14 protein-coding genes are annotated in these 16,730 nt (G+C 63.3%); all 14 read left to right on the forward strand.

The annotated features are described in order from the left end of the window. Positions 1-120: 120 nt before the first annotated feature. The 14 genes from ispG to J8I87_RS26335 all read left to right on the forward strand — a co-directional run bounded on the left by ispG (position 121) and on the right by J8I87_RS26335 (position 16,549). Positions 121-1,434 (forward strand): flavodoxin-dependent (E)-4-hydroxy-3-methylbut-2-enyl-diphosphate synthase, encoded by a 1,314-nt coding sequence (gene ispG / locus J8I87_RS26270; RefSeq protein ID WP_209934977.1) that lies wholly within the window; start codon positions 121-123, stop codon positions 1,432-1,434. Positions 1,435-1,467: 33 nt separating this feature from the next. Continuing rightward, complete coding sequence (gene hisS / locus J8I87_RS26275) at positions 1,468-2,808, forward strand: histidine--tRNA ligase (RefSeq protein WP_209934979.1); 1,341 nt, start codon at positions 1,468-1,470, stop codon at positions 2,806-2,808. A gap of 80 nt (positions 2,809-2,888) precedes the next feature. Next, positions 2,889-3,515: a tetratricopeptide repeat protein gene (locus J8I87_RS26280; protein WP_209934980.1), complete on the forward strand. Its 627-nt coding sequence runs from the start codon at positions 2,889-2,891 to the stop codon at positions 3,513-3,515. A 68-nt stretch (positions 3,516-3,583) separates the two neighbouring features. After that, the gene (gene bamB / locus J8I87_RS26285) at positions 3,584-4,729 is read left to right on the forward strand and encodes an outer membrane protein assembly factor BamB (RefSeq protein ID WP_209934981.1); all 1,146 of its coding nucleotides are present in this window, start codon (positions 3,584-3,586) and stop codon (positions 4,727-4,729) included. 410 nt (positions 4,730-5,139) lie between these two features. After that, positions 5,140-6,477, forward strand: coding sequence for a ribosome biogenesis GTPase Der (der, locus tag J8I87_RS26290; protein ID WP_209934982.1), 1,338 nt, complete (start codon positions 5,140-5,142; stop codon positions 6,475-6,477). Positions 6,478-6,654: 177 nt separating this feature from the next. Next, complete coding sequence (hfq, locus tag J8I87_RS26295) at positions 6,655-6,891, forward strand: RNA chaperone Hfq (protein ID WP_007580427.1); 237 nt, start codon at positions 6,655-6,657, stop codon at positions 6,889-6,891. Between the two features lie 73 nt (positions 6,892-6,964). Then, the gene (gene hflX, locus J8I87_RS26300; RefSeq protein WP_209934992.1) at positions 6,965-8,194 is read left to right on the forward strand and encodes a GTPase HflX; all 1,230 of its coding nucleotides are present in this window, start codon (positions 6,965-6,967) and stop codon (positions 8,192-8,194) included. 30 nt (positions 8,195-8,224) lie between these two features. After that, the gene (hflK, locus tag J8I87_RS26305; RefSeq protein WP_209934984.1) at positions 8,225-9,622 is read left to right on the forward strand and encodes an FtsH protease activity modulator HflK; all 1,398 of its coding nucleotides are present in this window, start codon (positions 8,225-8,227) and stop codon (positions 9,620-9,622) included. Positions 9,623-9,633: 11 nt separating this feature from the next. Beyond that, positions 9,634-10,545, forward strand: a complete 912-nt coding sequence (gene hflC, locus J8I87_RS26310; protein WP_209934985.1) for a protease modulator HflC — start codon at positions 9,634-9,636, stop codon at positions 10,543-10,545. Between the two features lie 43 nt (positions 10,546-10,588). Further along, the gene (locus tag J8I87_RS26315) at positions 10,589-10,780 is read left to right on the forward strand and encodes a DUF2065 domain-containing protein (RefSeq protein ID WP_209934986.1); all 192 of its coding nucleotides are present in this window, start codon (positions 10,589-10,591) and stop codon (positions 10,778-10,780) included. A gap of 292 nt (positions 10,781-11,072) precedes the next feature. Then, a complete protein-coding gene (locus J8I87_RS26320) occupies positions 11,073-12,224 on the forward strand; it encodes an ATP phosphoribosyltransferase regulatory subunit (RefSeq protein ID WP_209934987.1) in 1,152 nt (383 codons plus the stop codon). Between the two features lie 211 nt (positions 12,225-12,435). Then, positions 12,436-13,782: an adenylosuccinate synthase gene (locus tag J8I87_RS26325; protein WP_209934989.1), complete on the forward strand. Its 1,347-nt coding sequence runs from the start codon at positions 12,436-12,438 to the stop codon at positions 13,780-13,782. A 3-nt stretch (positions 13,783-13,785) separates the two neighbouring features. Further along, positions 13,786-14,370, forward strand: coding sequence for a phosphoribosyltransferase (locus tag J8I87_RS26330; RefSeq protein ID WP_209934990.1), 585 nt, complete (start codon positions 13,786-13,788; stop codon positions 14,368-14,370). A gap of 292 nt (positions 14,371-14,662) precedes the next feature. Then, positions 14,663-16,549, forward strand: a complete 1,887-nt coding sequence (locus J8I87_RS26335) for a potassium transporter Kup (protein ID WP_209934991.1) — start codon at positions 14,663-14,665, stop codon at positions 16,547-16,549. Positions 16,550-16,730 lie beyond the last annotated feature (181 nt).

Below are 16,730 nucleotides of genomic sequence, written 5' to 3' on the forward strand. Positions count from 1 at the left end.
ATTCAACCGTGTGCGTCGCGGGTTTCAGGGCCGCGGCGCTTTTTCAATTCATGCGCCGTATTCAGCGACGTGCCGGGACGCTTTCCCGGCCACGAGCAGGCGGCGTAAGCGGGTTTATCGATGCACTCCGATCAAGTGAAATCCAGCAGTCAGATTGTTTCGACCGTGCCGGTGTTCGGCGGTCACGCGCCGCGTCGCCGCTCGCATGCCGTCGATGTCCGTTGGGGCGGCCAGCTCGTGACGATCGGTGGCGACGCGCCCGTGCGCGTGCAATCGATGACGAACACGGATACGGCAGACGCGATCGGCACCGCGATCCAGATCAAGGAGCTCGCGCAAGCGGGTTCCGAACTCGTGCGCATCACGGTGAACACGCCCGAAGCCGCCGCCGCTGTGCCCGCCGTTCGCGAGCAGCTCGACCGTATGGGCGTGACGGTGCCGCTCGTCGGCGATTTTCACTACAACGGCCATCTGCTGCTGCGTGACTATCCCGGCTGCGCGGAATCGCTGTCGAAGTACCGGATCAATCCGGGCAACGTCGGCCAGGGCGCGAAGCGCGACACGCAGTTCGCGCAGATGATCGAAGCCGCCGCCAGGTACGACAAGCCGGTGCGTATCGGCGTGAACTGGGGCAGCCTCGATCAGGACCTGCTCGCGAAGATGATGGACGAAAACGCCACGCGCGCCGAACCTTGGGAAGCGCAAAGCGTGATGTACGAGGCGCTGATCCAGTCGGCGATCGGCTCGGCGGAACGCGCCGTCGAACTCGGCCTTGGCCGCGACAAGATCATCCTGTCGTGCAAGGTGAGCGGCGTGCAGGATCTGATCGCCGTATATCAGGAACTCGCGCGCCGCTGCGACTTTGCGCTGCACCTGGGCCTGACGGAAGCGGGTATGGGCTCGAAAGGTATCGTCGCGTCGACGGCGGCGCTCGCCGTGCTGTTGCAGCAAGGCATCGGCGACACGATCCGCATTTCGCTGACGCCGGAGCCAGGCGCGTCGCGCACGGGCGAAGTGATCGTTGGCCAGGAAATCCTGCAGACGATGGGTCTGCGCTCGTTCACGCCGATGGTTATCGCGTGCCCCGGCTGCGGCCGCACGACGAGCACGCTGTTTCAGGAACTCGCGTCGCAAATCCAGACGTATCTGCGTACGCAGATGCCCGTGTGGCGTGACAGCTATCCTGGTGTCGAGAAGATGCATGTTGCCGTGATGGGCTGCATCGTCAACGGTCCCGGCGAATCGAAGCACGCGAACATCGGCATCAGCCTGCCGGGCTCGGGCGAAAACCCGGCCGCGCCCGTGTTCATCGACGGCGTGAAGGTCAAGACGCTGCGCGGCGAAAACATTGCGCAGGAATTCCAGCAGATCGTGAGCGACTACGTCGAGCGCAGTTACGGTCCCAATGCCGTCCGCGCCGAAGCGGCGAACTGATTCGCTCCACATCCAATCGTCAATCGAAGACAGATGACTGAACAGAAGAAACGGCTTGAAAAATTGTCCGGCGTGAAGGGCATGAACGACATCCTTCCGCAGGACGCCGGCCTGTGGGAATTTTTCGAAACGACGGTCAAGTCGATGCTGCGTTCGTACGGATACCAGAATATCCGCACGCCGATCATCGAGCACACGCAACTTTTCACGCGCGGCATCGGTGAAGTGACTGACATCGTCGAAAAAGAGATGTACAGCTTCACGGATGCGCTGAACGGCGAAAACCTGACGATGCGTCCGGAGAACACGGCCGCCGTCGTGCGCGCGTCGATCGAGCACAACCTGTTGTACGACGGCCCGAAGCGCCTGTGGTACATCGGCCCGATGTTCCGTCACGAGCGTCCGCAGCGCGGGCGTTATCGCCAGTTCCATCAGGTGGGCGTCGAGGCGCTCGGTTTCGCCGGCCCGGATGCCGATGCGGAAATCATCCTGATGTGCCAGCGTCTGTGGGACGACCTCGGCCTGACAGGCATCAAGCTCGAAATCAATTCGCTGGGTCTTGCCGAAGAGCGCGCGAAACATCGCGTCGAGCTGATTGCGTACCTCGAAAAGCATATCGACGTGCTCGACGAAGACGCGAAGCGTCGTCTTTACACGAACCCGCTGCGCGTGCTGGACACGAAGAATCCCGCGTTGCAGGAAGTTGCGCAGAATGCGCCGAAACTGATCGACTTTCTCGGCGAGGAATCGCGCGCGCACTTTGAAGGGCTGCAGCGCATTCTGAAGGCGAACAACATTCCGTTCACGATCAATCCGCGTCTGGTGCGCGGTCTCGACTACTACAACCTCACCGTGTTCGAGTGGATCACCGACAAGCTCGGCGCGCAAGGCACGGTCGCGGCAGGCGGCCGCTACGATCCGCTCATCGAGCAGCTGGGCGGCAAGCCGACGGCCGCGTGCGGCTGGGCGATGGGCGTCGAGCGCATTCTCGAATTGCTGAAGGAAGAGAAGCTCGTGCCGGAAGCCGAGGGTTGCGATGTGTATGTCGCGCACCAGGGCGATGCGGCGCGCGAGCAGGCATTCATCATCGCCGAGCGTCTGCGTGATACGGGCCTCGACGTGATTCTGCATTGCAGTCCTGATGGTCAGGCTGCGAGCTTCAAGTCGCAGATGAAGCGCGCCGACGCAAGCGGCGCAGCGTTTGCGGTGATCCTCGGCGAAGACGAGGTCGCGAACGGCACGGCGGGTGTCAAGGCGCTGCGCGACATGTCGCAAAGCGGCGCAAAGAGCGAGCAACAGACGGTGCCGCTCGAAGACTTGACCGAATATCTAATCAATGCGATGGTTGCGTCCACCGAAGACGGCGACGACTGATCGCTCAGTTGTTCGATGGGCCGCAATACAGCGGCGGCCCCAATCTGACAAGGCACCAGGAAAAAGGAAATCGCGTCGCGATGAGTTACCACGACGAACAAGAATCGGTTGAAAGCCTGAAGGCATGGTGGGCGCAGTGGGGAAATGCCACGACCTGGATCGTGCTGGTGGCGCTCGTCGCCGCGGCGGGCTGGAACGGCTGGAACTACTGGCAGCGTCATCAGGCGGCGGAGGCGGCCGTGCTGTACGACCAGCTTCAGCAGGCCACGGCGGGCGGCGACAAGGCGACCATCACGCGCGTCGCAACCGACATGGAAGACAAGTTCGGCGGCACCGCGTATGCGCAAATGACGGCGCTCGCGGCCGCGAAGGCGCTCTATACAGCGGGCGACGAACCCGGCGCGAAAGCGCAGCTCCAGTGGGCCATCGACCACGCGAAGGACGACGAATTCAAGCAGATCGCGAAGCTGCGTCTTGCCTCGCTGCTGCTCGACGAAAAGGCCTATGACGCCGGTCTCGCGCTGCTCAACGATCCTTCGGATGCGTTCAAGGGCGTGGTCGCCGACCGCCGCGGCGATCTGCTCGCCGCTCAAGGCAAGCGCGACGATGCGCGCGCTGCCTACAAGCTCGCGCTCGACTCGCTGCCGAAGAGCGACGCGTCCGCCCGTCAGCTGGTTCAGTTCAAGCTCGACGCGCTGGGCGGCTGATCGTTGCGCGCCGCCGCAACGTCCGCCGTTTCCTTTTGATCAATACAACATACATGCTTCGTTCACCGATGAATCTGCTGAAACGTTACGCTGTGCCCGTTGCCTGTGCGATGACCGTGCTCGCTCTGACGGCCTGCTCATCGTCGAAAGACGAGCGCCGCGTGCCCACGCCGCTCACCGAGTTCAAACCCGTGCTCGACGTACAGCAGGCGTGGACGGCCAGCGTGGGCAAGGCCGGGCGCTATATGTTCTCGCCCGTTGCCGTCGGCGACGCCGTGTACGCGGCTGGCGCGAACGGCTCGGTCGCGAAGATCGATGCGAAGACGGGCAAGGACATCTGGCGCACGAAGCTCGGCGACGACCTGTCGGCGGGCGTCGGCACGGACGGCACGCTGACGGCAGTCGGCGGCCTGAAAGGCGAAGTGTACGTGCTCGACGAAGGCGGCAAGCTGTCGTGGAAGGGCACGGCGCCGGGCGAGATCCTGTCGCCGCCGCTCGTCGGTAATGGCCTCGTGGTCGTGCGCACCGTCGATGGCCAGATCACCGCGTTCAACGCACGGACGGGCGAGCAGAAGTGGAACTACCGCAACCGTGCAGTGCCCCTCAATCTGCGCGTGTCGTCGGGCATGACGTTCGCGGGCGACCAGGCCGTGCTGGCCGGCTTCCCGGGCGGCCAGTTCGCGGCGATCAACGTGCAGACGGGCGACGCCTACTGGACGACGCCTGTGTCGTATCCGAAGGGCGTGACGGAAGTCGAGCGCATCAACGACGTGACGGGCCCGCCAACGCTGGTCGGCGCCGAAACCTGCGCGGTGACGTTCCAGGGCCAGCTCGGCTGCTTCGATGCGAACTCGGGCCGCGCTCTGTGGGAAAAGGCGTTCTCGAGCACGAGCGGCCTCGCGCAGGACGACCGCGTCGTGGTTGCGGGCGACGACTGGGCGATCGTGTCGGCGTTCGACGCTTCGTCGGGCCAGCAACTGTGGCGCAACGACCAGCTGAAAAGCCGCGACGTGAGCGTGCCGTTGTTGCTAGGTCATGCCGCCGTGGTGGGCGACTACAAAGGCTTCGTGCACTTCCTGTCGCGTGACGACGGCACGTTCGTCGCCCGCGCGAAGACAGACGGCAGCGCGATTACCGCTGCGCCCGTGCTCGCCGGCGATACGCTGATCGTGCAGACGCATGACGGCGACCTGTACGGTTTCCGTCCGCGCTAACAGCAGTTTGGCCGTGTGGCGCGTCTGGTGGCTTGAGGGCGTCGCTCGGTGATATGCAGGCCGGCTTTGCCGGCCGCATGTTTTTTGACGGCGCGTGACCAACACGAGCCGTCGTCGAAAATCGGGCCGTCAGCCGGGCTGCGCTGGCGGTCATCCAGCGCTTGCTGCGCTGTCAAGGCGATGCAGTTGCCGTTTGCTGCCGCCTGCATGATGCGCAACGCGCCTCGCCGTGTATGGGCAGCCACCCAGGCAGCCAACCTGAATCCCGTTCGTCTGCGCAAGCTCCGCGCGTCCGAAACGGGTCAATTTCGTGATAATTTTCGTCAAACGCAGCCGTGCAACGGCCGCATGGCGTTGCCAGCGCGGCAGCTCGATTGATCGACGCCGCGCTTCACTGTGAACAAGATCTGATGAAACCCGTTATTGCCCTCGTCGGGCGCCCCAATGTGGGGAAATCCACGCTGTTCAACCGGCTCACGCGCTCGCGCGATGCGCTCGTCGCCGATTTGCCCGGCCTTACGCGCGACCGTCACTATGGTGAAGGGCGCGTCGGCGAGCGACCGTATCTCGTCGTCGATACGGGCGGCTTCGAGCCCGTCGCGAAGGATGGCATTCTGCACGAGATGGCGCGGCAGACGCGCCAGGCCGTCGAGGAGTCGGATATCGTCGTGTTCATCGTCGATGGCCGCAACGGCCTCGCGCCGCAGGACAAGTCGATCGCCGACTATCTTCGCAAGACGGGCCGGCCGATTTTCCTCGTCGTCAACAAGGCCGAGGGGATGAAATACTCGGCCGTGGCCGCCGACTTTTACGAGCTCGGCCTTGGCGATCCGCGCGCGATTTCCGCTGCGCACGGCGACGGCGTCACGGAAATGATCAACGAGGCGCTCGAAGTCGCGTACGCTGGCCAGCCGGAAGAAGGCGACGAAGAGAAGGAGCCGCATGGCATCAAGATCGCGATCGTTGGGCGGCCGAACGTCGGCAAGTCGACGCTGGTGAACACGCTGATCGGCGAAGACCGCGTGATCGCGTTCGACATGCCGGGCACGACGCGCGATTCGATCTACGTCGACTTCGAGCGGCAAGGCAGGAAATACACGCTGATCGACACGGCCGGCTTGCGCAAGCGCGGCAAGGTGTTCGAGGCGATCGAGAAGTTCTCGGTGGTGAAGACGCTGCAGTCGATCTCCGACGCCAATGTCGTGATCCTGCTGCTCGACGCGCGCCAGGACATTTCGGAGCAGGACGCGCACATCGCGGGCTTCGTCGTCGAACAGGGGCGGGCGCTCGTGGTCGGCGTGAACAAGTGGGACGGGCTCGATCCGCATGTGCGTGAGCGCACCAAATCGGATCTGCAGCGCAAGCTAAAATTCCTCGAATTCGCGAAGTTCCATTTCATTTCCGCAGCCGAAAAAACGGGAATCGGCCCGCTGATGCGTTCCGTCGACGACGCATACAAGGCCGCGATGTCCAAGCTGCCGACGCCGAAGCTCACGCGCGCGCTGATCGAGGCCGTCGAGTTCCAGCAGCCGCGCCGCCGGGGCCCCGTGCGTCCGAAGCTGCGTTACGCGCACCAGGGGGGGCAGAATCCACCGATCATCGTGATTCACGGCAATGCGCTCGACGCCGTCACCGACACGTACAAGCGCTACCTCGAGAACCGCTTCCGGGAAACTTTCGCGTTGACGGGCACTCCATTGCGGATAGAGTTCCGGTCGTCGACGAACCCCTATGCGGACAAGGGGTGAAACGGGCCGGGAACCGGGTTGAAATCCGGCCCGAAACCCGCATGTACACTGGCTCCTGGCCGAACGGCCAGGCGAAGCGCTGGTAAATAAAAATCGGCTATAGTGTAGCGATTGACGGCGGATTTCTTTTTCTTCGCCGACAATTAAGTCAACCTGCAAAAAAATACGGAGTTTGCTATGAGCAACAAAGGGCAACTGTTACAAGACCCGTTTTTGAACGCACTGCGTAAAGAGCATGTGCCCGTCTCGATCTATCTGGTCAACGGCATCAAGCTTCAAGGGAACATTGAATCGTTCGACCAGTACGTCGTGTTGCTCCGGAATACCGTCACCCAGATGGTGTACAAGCACGCAATTTCGACCGTCGTGCCCGCTCGTCCGGTGAATTTCCACCCGGATTCCGAATCGTCCTAACCCTTCGTCGCGGCCGGTCGAGCGTCGTCCGCAGGCGACAAAGACCGGCCGCTTCATTTTGACATCCACCAATTTGATTAACGCCGCGCTTGTCGGCATCGACTTCGGCAAGATCGATTTCGAAGCCAGTCTCGAAGAACTCAGCCTGCTCGCGCAAAGCGCGGGCGCCCATCCTGCCGTCACTCTCACCGGAAGACGCTCCAGTCCCGATGCCGCGATGTTCGTCGGCAGCGGCAAGGCCGAAGAACTGCGCCTTGCATGCGAGGCGAACGACATCGAGATCGTCATCTTCAATCACGCGCTCGCGCCCGCGCAGCAGCGCAATCTGGAGCGTGCGCTTAACAGGCGTGTCGTAGACCGCACGAGCCTCATCCTCGACATCTTCGCGCAACGGGCGCGCAGCCACGAAGGCAAGCTGCAGGTCGAACTCGCGCAACTGCAATATCTCGCGACACGGCTGATCCGCGCGTGGACTCACCTCGAGCGGCAAAAGGGCGGTATCGGCCTGCGCGGCCCAGGTGAAACGCAGCTCGAAACCGACCGCCGGCTGATCGGCGAGCGCATCAAGATGCTCAAGGGCCGTCTCGAAAAGCTGCGCCGCCAGCACGGCACCCAGCGCCGCGCGCGCGCGCGCAATCGCACGATGTCGGTGTCGCTCGTCGGCTATACGAACGCAGGCAAGTCGACGCTGTTCAACGCGCTGACGAAGGCGCAGGCCTACGCCGCCGACCAGCTGTTCGCCACGCTCGACACGACCTCGCGCCGCGTCTATCTCGGTGAGGAGACCGGGCAGATCGTCGTGTCGGACACCGTAGGATTCATTCGTGAGCTGCCTCACCAACTGGTGGCGGCATTTCGCGCCACGCTCGAAGAAACGATTCACGCCGATCTGCTGTTGCACGTTGTCGATGCGTCGAGCGCGGTGCGTCTCGATCAGATCGATCAGGTCAACGACGTGCTGCGCGAGATCGGCGCAGACACCATCCGTCAGGTACTGGTGTTCAACAAGATCGACGCGGTGCCGGAGCTGGCGGCCCGAGGCGACGCGGTCGAGCGGGACGAGTATGGTAATATTTCGCGCGTCTTTTTGAGCGCGCGCACGGGGCAAGGACTGGACACACTGCGCGCTGCCATCGCCGAAATCGCAACGGCCGAACATCTTTCGGAATCTGACGGTCTGCTGTCGGAGGGAGACCCGGGAGCGGCGGCATTTCATCAAGACCAACGCGATGATGCAGGCGAAGACCACCGCGAAGACCGCAAGATCCCAGACACGGGCGCCGACCCGTTCCAATTGCATTGACCCGCTGTCTACTCTGGTGAACGAACACAGGTGAACGATTACAACGAGCGGAGTATCTGGCTGCGTCTACGCGCCATGTTGTCGCTGAACGACCCGCGGTGGGGCCGGGGCGAAGGCAATGGCGATCGTCAGCGGCTGAACGATTCGAAGCGTCCGCCCAACGGCAAGGACAGCGAAGGTCCGCCCGATCTCGATGAAATGTGGCGCGAGTTCAACCAGCGCCTGTCGCGCGTGTTCGGCCGCAAGGGTGGAGGCGGCGACCGCCGCCCGGACAATGGGCGTGGCGCGCGCATCGGCGTGGGCATCATCATCGGCGTGCTGATCGCGATCTATCTCGGCAGCGGGGTGTTCGTCGTGCAGGACGGTCAGGCGGCCGTGGTGCTGCGCTTCGGCCAGGTGCAAGGCACGGCCGGGCAGGGCGTGCACTGGCGCCTGCCGTATCCGTTCGAGTCACATGAAGTCGTCAATGTCGGCCAGGTGCGTTCCGTCGAAATCGGCCGCAACAATGTGGTGCGTCTCGCGAACGTGAAGGACGCGTCGATGCTCACGCACGACACCGATATCGTCGCTGTGCGCTTCGCGGTCCAATACCAGATCCGCAAGCCGGCCGACTATCTGTTCCGCAGCGCCGAGCCAGATCAGAGCGTCACGCAGGCCGCGCAGGCGGCCGTGCGGCAGATCGTCGGTGCGCGCAGCACGAACGACATCCTGAATCAGGACCGCGAAGTCGTTCGCGCGCAACTGGCGCAAGCGATCCAGCATTCCCTGGACGAATTTCACACGGGGCTCGCCGTGACGGGCGTGACGATCCAGAGCGTGCAGGTGCCCGACCAGGTCCAGGCGGCATACGACGACGCCGCGAAGGCGCGTCAGGACCGCGAGCGCGCGAAGCGCGATGCGCAGGCGTACGCGAACGAACTGCTGCCGCGCGCGCAGGCGGAAGCCGCGCGCATGATTGACGACGCGAAAACCTATAGCGACCGTGTCGTCGCGCAGGCGCAAGGCGAAGCCGAGCGCTTCAAGGAAGTGTATGCGCAGTATTCGAAGGCGCCTGCCGTGATCCGCGAGCGCATGTATCTCGAAACGATGCAGCAGATCTATTCGAACACGACGAAGGTGTTCGTCGACAGCAAGTCCGGCAGCAACGTGCTGTATCTGCCGCTCGACAAGCTGGTCGAGCAGACGCGCCAGCGCGCGGCCGAGGCGGCTGCCGCCAGTTCCGCGTCGGCTGCCCAGACGGCGCAGGGAGCACCCGCCGCTCAAAACGCCCAGAACAGCCAGTCAGCGGCACAGGGCGGCAGCACCCCGACCATCGTCGCGCCGCCCGCCGCGCCCGTCAGCGCCGCAAGCCAGGCGGCCGCCGCGAGCGACGCCTTCCGTTCGCGCGATTCGTTCCGCAGCCGCGGCCGCGAAGACGATCTGCAATAAGGAGCGCGAACATGAACAAAACCATTGCGCTCGTCATTGCCATCGTGATCGTGCTGTTCGCGGCATCGTCGATGGTATTCGTCGTCGATCCGCGGCACATGGCCGTCGTGTCCGCGCGCGGCGATGCCGCGCCCACGCTCGCCGGCCCCGGTCTGCACGTGAAGCTGCCGCCGCCGTTGCAGACGGTGACGTCGGTGGACACGCGCATCCAGTCGCTCGACACGCCCGATGAAGACCGCTACGCCACGTCCGACAAAACGGAAGTGCTGGTGAACCCCGTTGTGAAGTACCGCGTGTCCGATCCCGTGAAGCTGGTCGCGGAAACGAAGGGCGACGTGCAGAGCCTGCCCGACCGTCTCGCGCTGCTCGCGCGCGGCGCGCTCGGCGACGCGTTCGCGAAGTCCACGCTGCCCGACGCGCTCGCGAAGCAGGACGCGATCACGGACGCGGCGCGCGACGGCCTGCAGAAGAGCGCGGCGTCGCTGGGCGTCGATGTCGTCGATGTGCAGCTCACGCGCATCGATTTCCCCGCCGCGATGGCCGACTCCGTCTACAAGCGCATGATTGCCGCGCGCGAGCAGATCGCCAACCAGCAGCGCGCGGAAGGACAGGCGCAAGCGGACAAGATCAAGGCGGACGCCGCGCATCAGCAGCAGGCGGTGCTCGCCGACGCGTACAAAGAGGCGCAGGGGATCAAGGGCGACGGCGACGGCAAGGCCGCGTCGATTGCCGCCGACGCGTACAGCCGCGATCCGCAGTTCTATCAGTTCTACCAAAGCATGCAGGCCTACAAGAACAGCTTCAAGCCAGGCGACGTGATGGTCGTCGACTCGAGCAGCGACTTCTACCGCTTCATGCGTAGCCCGGACGGCGCTGCCGCCCAATCGTCTTCCGGCGCGTCGACGGGCGCGCGCAAACACTGATAACTGAAACGCCGCGGCACAGGTATCGCGGCGGCCTCATCGCATGGACATAGCTGGCTCGTTACTGCTCGCGATCGCACTGATGCTGATCATCGAGGGGATGTTCCCATTCGTTTTTCCGAGTGCGTGGCGCGACACGTTTCGTAAAATAGCGGAGCGCCCGCCGCACCATATCCGGATCGGCGGACTGATCGTGATGGTGCTCGGGCTGATGCTGCTGCTGATCGCGACGTAGGTGCTCGTGCGGTTTCCGGGCGACGCGCGTCAGGTGCCGTCTGTTTCTGGCGGCCGTCTCTGGGTTTCTGCGTTGTATGCCGCACGCGCGTCGTGCCCAGTGGTGCCGTGACGCTGAATGCCGCGGCGCTCAGACTCGCGCGTCGGCGGCCGCATTGAAGAACCCGCGCGCCGCCGATCCGTCACGTCAAGCGCGAGGCCCGCGCGAACGTTTCGGTCCCGCGCGCTGCGTGCCACTCCCATTTCAACGGCGTCTGCGATGACGCCGGATTTACCGTCGTAGGACTGTATCGATGTCGACCTGGTTACTTCCCGAGAATATTGCCGACGTGCTGCCGTCCGAGGCACGCAAGATCGAAGAGCTGCGCCGCCGGCTGCTCGACCGTTTTCGCGCGTACGGCTACGAGATGGTCATGCCGCCGCTGCTCGAATACCTGGAGTCGCTGCTGACGAGCGGTGGCAGCGATCTGAACCTGCGCACGTTCAAGCTCGTAGATCAACTGTCTGGCCGCACGCTCGGCCTGCGCGCCGACATGACGCCGCAGGTCGCGCGTATCGACGCGCATCTGCTGAACCGCCAGGGCGTGACGCGTCTGTGCTACGCGGGCAACGTGCTGCATACGCGTCCGCGCGGCCTCCACGCGACGCGCGAGCAGATCCAGATCGGCGCTGAAATCTATGGCCATGCCGGTCTCGAAGCGGATCTGGAAATCCAGCAACTGATGCTGGACGCGCTGCATCTGGCGGGTCTCGGCAGGGTGCGCCTGGACCTGTGCCACGCGGCCGTGCTCGCGGCGCTGATCGACCGGGAACCAGCCGCTGCATCGCTCGGCGAGGCGCTGTTCGTGGCGCTCGCCGGCAAGGACGTGCCGCTTTTGAAGGAACTGACGGCGAATCTTTCACCCGTCACGCGCGACGCGCTGCGTGCGCTGCCGACGCTCTATGGCGACGCCACCGTGCTCGAGGAAGCCCGTGCACGTCTGCCAAATTTGCCGGAAATCTCTCGAGCACTCGACGACCTCGCGTTTCTCGCGCAGCAGGTCGACGGCGCGCAAGTGCTGATCGATCTGGCCGATCTGCGCGGTTATGCGTATCACAGCGGTGTGATGTTCTCGGCCTACGTTGACGGCGTGCCGAACGCCGTCGCGCGCGGTGGCCGGTACGACAAGGTCGGTCAGGCCTATGGCCGCGCCCGCGCGGCGACGGGTTTTTCGCTGGACCTGCGCGAAGTCGCGCGCATTTCGCCCATCGAAGCGCGCAGCAGCGCGATTCTCGCGCCGTGGCAGCACGATGAGGCGTTGCGCACGAGCGTGGCTGCGTTGCGCGATGCGGGCGAGGTCGTAATCCAGGCGCTGCCCGGCCACGATCACGCGCTGGACGAATTCGCGTGCGACCGGGTGCTGGTCGAGCGCAACGGCCAGTGGGTCGTCGAAGCGAAGCCGTGAAGGTTGTGAAGGCGCGCTGCGTCATATGAAACGTGACGCCGCAACGATCGGGATGCGCACCGCCGTGAGCCTTGCGCGAGCGCGCCGCAGCATGCGCCGCATCCCATGCCTTTGAGCGCAAAAGGAAAAATCGCGGCTTCGTTGCGCGAAAAAATCCGGAACCTTCCGCGAACATAGGTAAAATACGTTTTTAACCAGCTTAAGAATCAACATGTCTGCCAGCGCAGTGAATGTGAACCCTGGGCGCAATGTCGTCGTCGTGGGTACCCAGTGGGGTGATGAGGGCAAGGGCAAGATCGTTGACTGGCTGACGGACCACGCGCAAGGCGTCGTTCGCTTCCAGGGCGGTCACAATGCCGGTCATACGCTCATCATCGGCGGCAAGAAAACCATCTTGCGTCTGATTCCGTCGGGCATCATGCGCCCGGGCGTCGCGTGCTACATCGGCAACGGCGTCGTGTTGTCTCCTGAAGCGCTGTTCAAGGAAATCGAAGAGCTGGAATCGGCCGGCGTCGACGTGCAAAAGCGTCTCTTCATTTCCGAAGCCACCACGCTGATCCTCCCGTACCACGTCGCCATCGACCAGGCCCGCGAAGCGCGCAGCGGCGCTGGCAAGATCGGCACGACGGGGCGTGGCATCGGCCCAGCTTACGAAGACAAGGTCGCGCGCCGGGGCTTGCGCGTGCAGGACCTGTTCGAGCCGAAGGCCTTCGCCGAGCGCCTGCGCTCGAACCTCGATTTCCACAACTTCGTGCTGACGCAATACCTCGGCGCGGCGGCTGTCGACTATCAGCAGACGCTCGACATGATGCTGAGCTATGCCGACCGTCTGAAGCCGATGGTCACCGACGTGTCGCGGCGTCTCTACGACGAGAACCACGCCGGCAACAACCTGCTGTTCGAGGGCGCGCAGGGCACGCTGCTCGATATCGACCACGGCACGTATCCGTTCGTCACGTCGAGCAACTGCGTCGCGGGTGCGGCGACGGCGGGCGCGGGCATTGGGCCGCAAAAGCTGAACTACATTCTCGGCATCACGAAGGCGTATTGCACGCGCGTCGGCTCGGGCCCGTTCCCAAGCGAACTCTATGATGCGGACAACGCGAACCGCCAGGAAGAAGTCGGCCTGACGCTCGCGAAGGTCGGCAAGGAATTCGGCTCGGTCACGGGCCGTCCGCGCCGCACTGGCTGGCTCGACGCCGCTGCGCTGCGCCGCTCGATCCAGATCAACGGCGTGTCGGGCCTGTGCATCACGAAGCTCGATGTGCTCGATGGCCTCGACGAAGTGAAGCTGTGCGTCGGTTACACGGTCGACGGCAAGAATGCCGACATCCTGCCGCGTGGCGCGTACGAGGTGTCGCGTTGCGAGCCCGTGTACGAGACGTTCGGCGGCTGGAAGGAAAGCACCGTCGGTATCAAGGAATGGAGCAAGCTGCCCGCAAACGCTCAGGCGTATCTGACGCGCGTGCAGGAAGTGGCGGGCGTGCCCATCGACATGGTGTCGACGGGTCCTGACCGTGACGAAACCATTCTCCTGCGTCACCCGTTCAAGGTTTGATGCATGATTCAGGGTGTACCGATGATTGAAATGAAAGACCCGCGCAACGACGACAGGAACCTGTGGGTCGGCTGGGACGAGTACCACCGGCTAACCGAGATGCTTGCGCTCGCCGTCCACGAGTCGGGTTGGAAGTTTGACAAGATCCTGTGCCTTGCGCGCGGCGGCCTGCGTGTCGGCGATCAGCTTTCACGCATCTACGATCTGCCGCTGGCGATTCTCGCGACCAGCTCGTACCGCGAAGCAGCGGGCACGGAGCAGGGCGAGCTCGACATTGCGCAGTACATCACGATGACGCGCGGCGAACTGTCGGGTAACGTGCTGCTGGTCGACGACCTCGTCGACTCAGGCGTGACGCTCGCACGCGTGCAGCAGCATCTGAAGGAGCGTTATCCCGCCATCACGTCGGTGCGTTCGGCGGTGCTGTGGTGGAAGGCGTGCTCGAAGGTGAAGCCTGACTACCATGTCCAGTATCTCGCGACGAACCCATGGATTCATCAGCCGTTCGAAGAGTGGGACACGGTGCGTCCGCACAATCTCAGCGCGTGGATCAAGCGCGGCCAGGAGCGTTCGTCGGACGCAAGCTAGCCAATCGACGTCGCGCAGATTCGCACCGGCAATCTGCGACGAATCGGAACGGAGCCCATCCCGGCTCCTTTTTTTTTGCGCCAAACGCTCAAACGGATGGGCGGCGATCTGATCGAGCCGCGCCGCACAAGCGCTGTCGCACAGACCGCCGCGTGGGACGCGATGCTACACTGCGTTCACGGTGCACTGTTGCGTGGCGTCGGCGCAACGGGTCAAATGGTGGGCTTTGACGCTCATATTCTTTAGAATAGCGTTCGTTTTTGCCGCTCAGGAACGGATTCTTTTCGCGTTTATGACAAACAACCATCACGTCCCGAAGCAGCCCTTGCCATCGCTTGCAGTCGCTGCAATCGGCGTGGTTTTCGGCGACATAGGCACCAGCCCGCTGTACTCGCTGAAAGAAGCCTTCAGCCCCTCCCACGGTATTCCCCTCACCGACAGTTCCATCCTGGGTGTCATTTCGCTGCTGTTCTGGGCGATCGTCGTGGTCGTCAGCATCAAGTACGTGATGTTCGTCATGCGCGCCGACAACAACGGTGAGGGCGGCGTGCTCGCTTTGATGGCGCTGTCGCTGCGCTCGTTCGACACGAAGAGCAAGGCGGCGGGTCTGCTGATGATGCTCGGCATTTTCGGCGCCTGCATGTTCTACGGCGACGCGGTGATCACGCCGGCCATTTCGGTGATGTCCGCCGTCGAAGGTCTGGAGATCGCGGCACCGAAGCTGTCGCATCTGGTGTTGCCGCTCACGATGGTGATCCTCGTGATGCTGTTCTGGATCCAGCGTCACGGAACGGCTTTGGTTGGCCGTTTGTTCGGCCCGATCATGGTGCTGTGGTTCCTGACGCTCGCGGTGCTCGGTCTTTCGCATATCGTGCAGTCGCCGGAAGTCATCAAGGCGCTGAATCCGTACTACGCGTTCTCATTCATGTCCGCGCACGTGCTGCAGGCATACGTGGTGCTCGGCTCGGTCGTGCTGGTGCTGACGGGCGCGGAAGCGCTCTACGCCGACATGGGTCACTTCGGCGCGAAGCCGATTCGTTGCGCGTGGTACGCGCTCGTGATGCCGTCGCTGGTGCTGAACTATTTCGGCCAGGGCGCGTTGCTGATGCACGATCCGAAGGCGATCGAAAACCCTTTCTATCTGCTCGCGCCTGACTGGGCGCTGCTGCCGCTCGTCGTGCTGTCGACGGTTGCTACCGTCATCGCGTCTCAAGCAGTGATTTCCGGCGCGTACTCGCTGACGAGCCAGGCAATCCAGCTCGGCTATGTACCGCGCATGAAGATCCTGCACACATCCGAGCTGGCGATCGGGCAGATTTATGTGCCCGTCGTCAACTGGATGCTGCTGTTCATCATTTTGTGCATCGTCATTGCGTTCAAGAGTTCGGACAACCTGGCTGCGGCGTACGGCATTGCCGTGACGGCGACGATGGTGATCACGACGGTCCTCGCGAGCGTCGTGATGGTGAAGGTGTGGAACTGGAACAAGGGCGTGGTGGCGTTGATCATTGGTGCGCTGCTGCTCGTCGACCTCGGCTTCTTCGGCGCGAACCTGCTGAAGGTGGCGGAGGGCGGCTGGCTGCCGCTTGGCATCGGGGCGCTACTGTTCTTCCTGCTGATGACATGGTTCAAGGGGCGCATGATCGTCAAGGAGCGCACGGCCGCCGACGGCATTCCGCTGATGCCGTTCGTGCAGGGGCTGCTGGCGCATCCGCCGCATCGTGTGTCGGGCACGGCGATCTATTTGACGGGCAGCGCGACGCTTGTACCTGTGAGCCTTTTGCACAATCTGAAGCACAACAAGGTGCTGCACGAGCGCACGATCTTCCTGACGTTCATCACGCGGGATATTCCCTATGTCGAAGACAAGGACCGGTTGACAGTCAAGGACGTTGGGGGCGGCCTGTTTCTTGTGAAGGCTGCATACGGCTTCAATGAGACGCCCGACGTGAAGGCGGTGCTCGAGCAGATCAGCGTCACGCATGATATGTCGTTCGAGCTGATGGACACGTCGTTTTTCCTCGCGCGGGAGACGGTCGTGCCGACGCAATTGCCGGGTATGTCGGTGTGGCGTGAGCGTGTGTTTGCGTGGATGCATCAGAACGCGGCGAAGCCGACGGACTTCTTTAGTATTCCCGCGAATCGCGTCGTCGAGTTGGGGACCAAGATCGAGATTTGAGTTTTCGTTTTTGTTTTTGTCTGCGACGCCTGGTGGTTTGCTTTTCCTTTGCTCGGGCATCCGCAATGCGGTTTGCTTTGCCCTACGCTGGCATCCGCGATAGCGCCTCGCGGCGCGGGCGTTGCCCCTGTGCGGGGCGGCACTTACTTTCTTTGCCGCCGCAAAGAAAGTAAGCAAAGAA

Source organism: Paraburkholderia sp. LEh10, assembly GCF_017814945.1.
GTDB lineage: Bacteria > Pseudomonadota > Gammaproteobacteria > Burkholderiales > Burkholderiaceae > Paraburkholderia.

Coding starts and splice junctions, on each gene's coding strand:
- ispG (WP_209934977.1), top strand. CDS start 121: ATGCACTCCGATCAAGTGAAATCCAGCAGTCAGATTGTTTCGACCGTG.
- hisS (WP_209934979.1), top strand. CDS start 1,468: ATGACTGAACAGAAGAAACGGCTTGAAAAATTGTCCGGCGTGAAGGGC.
- J8I87_RS26280 (WP_209934980.1), top strand. CDS start 2,889: ATGAGTTACCACGACGAACAAGAATCGGTTGAAAGCCTGAAGGCATGG.
- bamB (WP_209934981.1), top strand. CDS start 3,584: ATGAATCTGCTGAAACGTTACGCTGTGCCCGTTGCCTGTGCGATGACC.
- der (WP_209934982.1), top strand. CDS start 5,140: ATGAAACCCGTTATTGCCCTCGTCGGGCGCCCCAATGTGGGGAAATCC.
- hfq (WP_007580427.1), top strand. CDS start 6,655: ATGAGCAACAAAGGGCAACTGTTACAAGACCCGTTTTTGAACGCACTG.
- hflC (WP_209934985.1), top strand. CDS start 9,634: ATGAACAAAACCATTGCGCTCGTCATTGCCATCGTGATCGTGCTGTTC.
- J8I87_RS26315 (WP_209934986.1), top strand. CDS start 10,589: ATGGACATAGCTGGCTCGTTACTGCTCGCGATCGCACTGATGCTGATC.
- J8I87_RS26320 (WP_209934987.1), top strand. CDS start 11,073: ATGTCGACCTGGTTACTTCCCGAGAATATTGCCGACGTGCTGCCGTCC.
- J8I87_RS26325 (WP_209934989.1), top strand. CDS start 12,436: ATGTCTGCCAGCGCAGTGAATGTGAACCCTGGGCGCAATGTCGTCGTC.
- J8I87_RS26330 (WP_209934990.1), top strand. CDS start 13,786: ATGATTCAGGGTGTACCGATGATTGAAATGAAAGACCCGCGCAACGAC.
- J8I87_RS26335 (WP_209934991.1), top strand. CDS start 14,663: ATGACAAACAACCATCACGTCCCGAAGCAGCCCTTGCCATCGCTTGCA.